Annotated in this window: 8 protein-coding genes; all 8 read left to right on the top strand. The window is 64.6% G+C overall.

The annotated features are described in order from the left end of the window. Positions 1-7: 7 nt before the first annotated feature. From EJ576_RS28685 to gspD, 8 genes are read left to right on the top strand one after another with little or no spacing between them, the layout of a single operon-like run. Positions 8-433: a prepilin-type N-terminal cleavage/methylation domain-containing protein gene (locus EJ576_RS28685; RefSeq protein ID WP_126571680.1), complete on the top strand. Its 426-nt coding sequence runs from the start codon at positions 8-10 to the stop codon at positions 431-433. Beyond that, the gene (locus EJ576_RS28690; RefSeq protein WP_122726069.1) at positions 430-762 is read left to right on the top strand and encodes a type II secretion system protein; all 333 of its coding nucleotides are present in this window, start codon (positions 430-432) and stop codon (positions 760-762) included. Before EJ576_RS28685 ends, EJ576_RS28690 begins: the two co-directional genes overlap by 4 nt. After that, positions 759-1328 (top strand): prepilin-type N-terminal cleavage/methylation domain-containing protein, encoded by a 570-nt coding sequence (locus EJ576_RS28695; RefSeq protein ID WP_126571681.1) that lies wholly within the window; start codon positions 759-761, stop codon positions 1326-1328. The genes EJ576_RS28690 and EJ576_RS28695 overlap by 4 nt, the downstream gene beginning before the upstream one ends. After that, the gene (locus tag EJ576_RS28700) at positions 1325-2026 is read left to right on the top strand and encodes a general secretion pathway protein GspK (RefSeq protein ID WP_126571682.1); all 702 of its coding nucleotides are present in this window, start codon (positions 1325-1327) and stop codon (positions 2024-2026) included. The genes EJ576_RS28695 and EJ576_RS28700 overlap by 4 nt, the downstream gene beginning before the upstream one ends. After that, complete coding sequence (locus EJ576_RS28705; RefSeq protein ID WP_126571683.1) at positions 2023-3015, top strand: PilN domain-containing protein; 993 nt, start codon at positions 2023-2025, stop codon at positions 3013-3015. Before EJ576_RS28700 ends, EJ576_RS28705 begins: the two co-directional genes overlap by 4 nt. Continuing rightward, the gene (gspM, locus tag EJ576_RS28710; protein WP_122726077.1) at positions 2990-3592 is read left to right on the top strand and encodes a type II secretion system protein GspM; all 603 of its coding nucleotides are present in this window, start codon (positions 2990-2992) and stop codon (positions 3590-3592) included. Before EJ576_RS28705 ends, gspM begins: the two co-directional genes overlap by 26 nt. Further along, positions 3589-4107, top strand: coding sequence for a general secretion pathway protein GspN (locus EJ576_RS28715; protein WP_123474299.1), 519 nt, complete (start codon positions 3589-3591; stop codon positions 4105-4107). The genes gspM and EJ576_RS28715 overlap by 4 nt, the downstream gene beginning before the upstream one ends. Positions 4108-4112: 5 nt before the next feature. Further along, positions 4113-6224: a type II secretion system secretin GspD gene (gspD, locus tag EJ576_RS28720; RefSeq protein ID WP_126571684.1), complete on the top strand. Its 2112-nt coding sequence runs from the start codon at positions 4113-4115 to the stop codon at positions 6222-6224. Positions 6225-6520: the final 296 nt, after the last annotated feature.

The following is a 6520-nucleotide window of genomic DNA, read 5'->3' on the forward strand; positions in this document are numbered from 1 at the left end:
CGCGGCCATGGTCCAGCGCGGCTTTACCCTGCTGGAGATGCTGGTGGTGATCCTGTTGATCAGCCTCGCCGCCAGCTTGCTGGGGCTGGGCGTGCGCCAGGGCCTGCAGGCGGCAAAAGAGCGCCGCGCGGTGGGGCTGGTGGTGGAAGCGCTGCGCACCACGCGGGCGGGGGCGATAGTCAGCGGGCAGGCGGCACGGACTTCATTCGATATGCAAGACCGTACGTTCCAGGCGCCGGGACGTGCGCTGCAACGGTGGCCGTCCGAGCTGCAAGTGACACTGCACACCGCCGAGCAGGTGGGCCCCGCCGTCGAGTTCTATCCCGACGGTAGCTCCACGGGCGGCAATCTTCTATTGGCGAATGGCACCCGGCGTTGGCGCATCGATATCGGCTGGCTCACCGGCAGCGTGCAATCCAAGGCGCTGCCATGAAGCACCAGGCCGGGTTCACGCTGCTGGAAATGCTCGCCGCGCTGACGCTGATGGCGGTGTGCAGCACGGTGCTGCTGGTTGCGTTCGGCCAGAGCGCGCGCTCGTTGTCCCAAGTGGCCCACAGTGATCGGCTTACTCATGCGGCGCTGACGATTTTCGATCAGGAGGCAGCGGGACGATTGAGTAACGGCGTCAGCCAAGGCGAGCTCGACGGTATTCACTGGCAACTGATCAGCACCCGGCAACAGACGCATGTGTTTCGCCTCGACCTGACGCTCAGCGAAGGCCCGCACCAGGCTCGTTTCAGCACCTTGAAGGCGCGCCTGTGAAGCGCCGCGAGCAGGGCTTTACCTTGCTGGAAATCCTCGTAGTGCTCAGTTTGTTGGGCGTTTTGCTGGTGCTGGTTGGGGGCGCATTGCTGGGTGCCAATCGTGCCGTGTCCAAGGCCCAGGCGTATACCGTGAGTCTGGATGAAGTGCGCGCCGCTCAACAGTTTTTACGCACGGCGATCAGCGAGGCGTTGCCGCTGGCGGTGGGCGAGGGCGATGGTTTTTTTGTCGGCACGGCGCAGCGGCTGGAGTTTGTCTCGACCTTGCCCGGTGTGCTCGGTGGTGGGATCCACCGGTTCAGCCTGCAACCGGTCGAACAGGATTTGCGGGTCGGCTTTTCTCAGCGTGAACCGCAGGTGCTGCTGAGAAACATCGAAGGGTTGCAGTTCAGCTATCGCGGCGTGTCACCGCTGGGTCAACCCACCGGCTGGGTCAGTGAGTGGCCATGGCCCAAACGTCTGCCTGCTGCCGTGCGCATCGCCGCCAACGCCGACGGCCCGGTGCCCTGGGTCACCCAGGTGATTGCTTTGCGCTTGAACCTGTCCAGCGGGAGCGTGGAAGAGTGAGGCGCCAACGCGGTGCGGCCCTGCTGCTGGTGTTATGGGTGTTGGCCTTGCTCAGCGTGTTGCTCGGCGGCCTGGCCGGCTGGGTGCAGTTGGAAAGCCGACAGGCCCTGTGGCTGCGCCAGCACACACAAGCCGTGCTGGCCGCCGAAGCCGGTATCGCCCTGGTCATGGCTGACCGGCGCTGGGTGGCCGATGGGCGCGATATCCCGTTGGTGTTTGATGACGCCCAGTTGCACGTCAGCCTGCGCAGCGAGCGCGGCAAGCTTTACCTGATTAACGCCGAGGCACAGGATTTCACGCGCCTGGCCCTGGCCTGCGGCGCCACCCCGGCCCAGGCGACGCAACTGTCGAAGGCCCTTGAAGCGCGCCGCCAAAAGGGCCTGGCGCCGTTCCGGGTGCTGGAAGAAGTGCGCCAACTGCCCGGCATGACCCAACCCCTCTACAGCCAATTGCTGCCCGAGATCACCCTGTGGAGCGACCTGGATCGCCCCGATCCCGCCTTCGCCAGCCCGCTGATGCGCAAGGCGCTGAACCTGCCGCGCCAGAACGCCGAAGGTGCCGATCCGGGCGAAGTGCTGGTCGTCGACAGCCGCGCCGAGCGCCCTGGCGGTTATCAGGCGCGGCTGCAAGTCACCGTTTTATTGAGCCCATCGGAGGACAGCGCACAGCCCTACCGGGTGCTGCGTTGGCAAGAATGAATCGACTGGAACCCATCGCCCGACATTGGCGCGGCAGCCTGTTGCAACAGGGTTGGCGCTTGTGGCTCGCGGAGCTGCGCGCCTGTGTGCCGAGTTGGTTGGCACGGCCAGAACCGCCGGAGCAGATCCACCACTGGCCGTTAGCGGCGCCAGCCACGTCGGACAGTGCGCGCCAGGTGCTGATGCTTGGCGCGGATGCCGTGCTGCTGCAGCGCGTGCAACTGCCTTTGGCCGCCGGGCGCAATCTGAGCGCCGTGGTCGGGTATGAGCTGGACCGCTACACCCCGTTCGAGGCCGACCAACTCTACTTCGTCGCGCGCCAGGAACGGCGCACGTCCACCCACCTTGAGGTCACGCTGGTGGCGATCCTGCGCGAACGCCTGGACCAGATTCTCAGCGACTGCACCGCCCTAGGCCTGCATCCCCATCGCGTGGATGCGGCCAACCTCGGCATCGACCTGCTGCCCCCGCCGCTGCGCCCGCGCCAACGCCCGCCGGGCATGGGTTTGCAACGCAGCCTGCCGTGGTTGTGCGGGGCCTTGTTGATCGCAGCGATGCTGCTGTGGCTCAACGACCGCCAACGCGTCATCGACGCCATGCACGCCAGTGTGCAGCAACAGAAAGCCGAGGTCGCCGAGGTGCATGCCCTGCGCCAGCAACTGCTCAATACCCGGGGCGCGGCGCAGTACCTTACCCGGCGCAAACTGGCGCAACCGCCCCTGGCCGCGCTACTCAACGACCTGACCACTTGCCTGCCCGCCGACACCTGGCTGGATCAGTTGGACGTGAAGGACGGCGAGATTTCCCTCTCAGGTCAAAGCGCCAAGGCCAGCGCACTGATTACCCGCATCAAAGGCTGCCGCAGCCTGGAAAACGCCCAGTTCGAAGGGGTAATCCAACCCGATGCCCGTACCGGCAAGGACCAGTTTGCCTTGCGTGCCCACCTACGCCAGGAGGCCGCCGATGCGCCGACCCCTCACACCCCGTGAACGCCGTGGCGCTGCCTTGCTGGTGTTGGCGTTGGTCCTCGGCACGGCCTACTGGCTGCTGATCGACAGCTGGTTCGCCGGCCCCCTGCGCGACATGGGCGAACAGGCCGAACAGTTGCGCGAGCAACAGCAGCGCTATGCCGGCGTGTTGCGTCAACGTGATGCGCTGCGCCAACAGCTTGAGCAAGCCCGCCAGGACCCGGCCAGCAGCACCAGCCTGTTGCCGGGGGATGACCCCGACGTGGTGGCCGCCGACCTGATGCAGCGCCTTGCCGACCTGATCAACAGCCACACCAACCTCGGCGGCGGTTGCAGCCTGACCCAGCGCAAGCCCATCACGCCGGAGCAGGACGACGGCGAGCCGTATCGCCAGGTCAAGGTCAGCCTGACCCTCGATTGCGCCATCGAACCGCTGGAAGCGCTGCTGCATGAACTGGAGTACCAGCCGCCGTTCCTGTTTGTGGATGAACTGCGCATCCGCCGCAGCCAACAGGCGCCGGCCAGTGGCGGTGCGGGCAAGCTGGTGGTGCACCTGCTGGTGCGCGGTTACCTGCAACCGGCGCGGGTGACGCCATGATCAGCAGATTACGCCCCGTGGAGTGGGGCCTGCTCGGCTTGTCGGGTTTGCTGGGCCTGTTGATGGCGGTGATCCTCAGCAGCATCGGTGATGAACCGCAATGGCTGCCTGAAGCGCCCGCGCGCGCCCATCCCACCGCCCAGGTACAGGTCGCGCCGAGTGTCCCGCTGGAAAACCTGGCCGCCACTTGGCAAGCACCGCTGTTCAGCCCCGACCGCAGTCCGGATCGCGTCGTGGGCAAAGCCCAGGTCACCAGCCTGGCCAACCTGACCCTCAGCGGCATCATGATCACCGGCAACCTGCAAATGGCCATGCTTAAACAAAGCGACGGCCGCGCCCTGACCGTTCGCCTCGGTCAGGCCCTGCCCAACGGCTGGCGCCTGGACCACCTCAGCCCGCAATACGCCCGATTCAGCCTGGATGGCCGCACGCAAACCTTGAGCCTCTACGCCAAACGCCTGCCGCCGCCGTCCAACCGGCCCCCCATCACTTTGCCCCGCGAGCCCCTCCCTTGATCGACATGCGCACCTCAACGTTTTGCCTGGCGACCGCTTTTGCCCTGAGCGGCTGTGGAACCTTCCCCGACCGCCTGGATGCGGACGACGATCTGCTGCACGAAGCGATGCAAGGCACCGGCTCGCAACGCTTGCCGACCGAACAAGCCGCGCCGGAAAGTCCACCGCCTGCGGTTAAAACACCAACGCAGCGCCAACTGATCCGTGGCAACCAGCAGTTCGTGCGCGGGCCGGCAGCACAGCCGGTGGCGAAAGAGGAGAGCGGCGATATCGTCTTCAACTTCGCTGACCAGCCCATCGAAGCCGTGATCAACAGCGTGATGGGCGACCTGCTGCATGAAAACTACAGCATCGCCCAAGGCGTGAAGGGCAATGTGAGCTTTTCCACTTCCAAGCCGGTGGACAAACAACAGGCGCTGTCGATCCTCGAAACCCTGCTGTCCTGGACCGACAACGCCATGATCAAACAGGGTGATCGCTACGTGATCCTGCCCGCCAGCCAGGCGGTGGCGGGCAAGCTGGTGCCGCAGATGAGCGTGGCGCAACCGTCCAGCGGCCTCTCGGCGCGGTTGTTCCCACTGCGCTATATCTCCGCCACCGAGATGCAGAAATTGCTCAAGCCGTTCGCGCGTGAGAATGCATTTTTACTGGTCGATCCAGCCCGCAACGTGCTGAGCCTGGCCGGCACCCCGGATGAGCTGGCCAATTACCAGGACACCATCGACACGTTTGACGTGGACTGGCTCAAAGGCATGTCGGTGGGCGTGTTCGGCCTGCAACGGGCTTCCGTGGCCGAATTGATGCCGCAACTGCAAAGCCTGTTCGGCCCTGACAGCGGCATGCCCCTGGCCGGGATGCTGCGCTTTCTGCCGATTGAACGGACCAACTCGGTGGTGGCGATTTCTTCCCAGCCGCAGTACCTCAGCGAAGTCGGCGACTGGATCCGCACCATCGACGAGGGCGGCGGCAACGAGCCGCAGATGTACGTCTACGACGTGCGCAACATGAAGGCCGCCGACCTGGCCAAGTACCTTCGGCAGATCTACGGCACCGGCGCGATCAAGGACGACACACCGGCGAAGGTCGCGCCTGGCCTGCGCACCACGACCCTGTCGTCACTCAATACCGGCGGCTTGCAGAACAATCCGCCTGCTGGCGAAGCGCCGGAGCCGGACGAGAAGGAAGTCGCGCCCACCAGCGCGCTCGAAGCCGGCACCCGCATTACCGCGCAAAAGAGCAGCAACCAACTGCTGGTGCGCACCCGGCCCGCGCAGTGGAAAGAGATCGAAGCGGCGATCAAGCGGCTCGATAACCCGCCGCTGCAAGTGCAGATCGAGACGCGCATCCTAGAGGTCAAGCTCACCGGTGAACTGGACTTGGGCGTGCAGTGGTACCTGGGGCGGCTGGCGGGCAATTCCTCCAGCACCACCGTCGCCAATGCTTCCGGCAGCCAGGGCGCACTCGGCGGTGGTGGGGCGGGGTTGGGGGCGACGGATTCGTTGTTCTACTCGTTTGTCAGTTCGAATCTGCAGGTGGCGTTGCATGCGCTGGAAACCAATGGCCGCACCCAGGTGCTGTCGGCGCCGTCGCTGGTGGTGATGAACAACCAGCCGGCGCAGATTCAGGTGGGGGACAACATTCCGATCAACCAGACGACGGTGAATACGGGGGATGCGGATACCACGTTGAGCAGTGTCGAGTATGTGCAGACGGGGGTGATTCTGGATGTGGTGCCGCGGATCAATCCGGGTGGGTTGGTGTACATGGATATTCAGCAGCAGGTCAGTGATGCCGAGAGTCAGAGTGCGAACAGCGACACGCCGGTGAATCCGCGTATTTCGACGCGTTCGGTGTCGACGCAGGTGGCGGTGCAGAGTGGGCAGACGGTGTTGCTGGGCGGGTTGATCAAGCAGGACAACGGGGAGAGTGTGAGTGCTGTGCCTTATCTGGGTAGGGTGCCGGGGTTGCGGTGGTTGTTTGGGAGTACTAGCAAGTCGAAGGATCGGACGGAGTTGATTGTGTTGATTACGCCTAAGGTGATTACCAGTAGTGGGCAGGCGCGGCAGGTGACGGATGATTATCGGCAGCAGATGCAGTTGTTGCGGCCTGGTCAGTAGGTGTACATATCCGTTGCTGCGGTAACGGCTGGTATTGGTTCCGCCCTTACGGCGGCTCACTTTTGAAAAGCGCAAAAGTAAGCAAAACGCTCTTGCCCCAACACTCGGCACCTCGCTTAGGCTCGGTGTGCCCTCACTCCGGCTTGAATCCGTGGGCCGCCGCGATGGGCCATCCTTGGCCCAGCGCGGCTAACCCGGCGTCCTGCCGGGTTACCCACGGATTCAAGCCTGCGTTCGGCCAGCGTGTTTGACGGGGCGCCTCAGATCAAGATCAAGAGCGACTCGCTTCGCATCGT

It is taken from the genome of Pseudomonas sp. C 49-2 (genome assembly GCF_003970195.1).
GTDB classification, from domain to species: Bacteria; Pseudomonadota; Gammaproteobacteria; order Pseudomonadales; family Pseudomonadaceae; genus Aquipseudomonas; species Aquipseudomonas canadensis.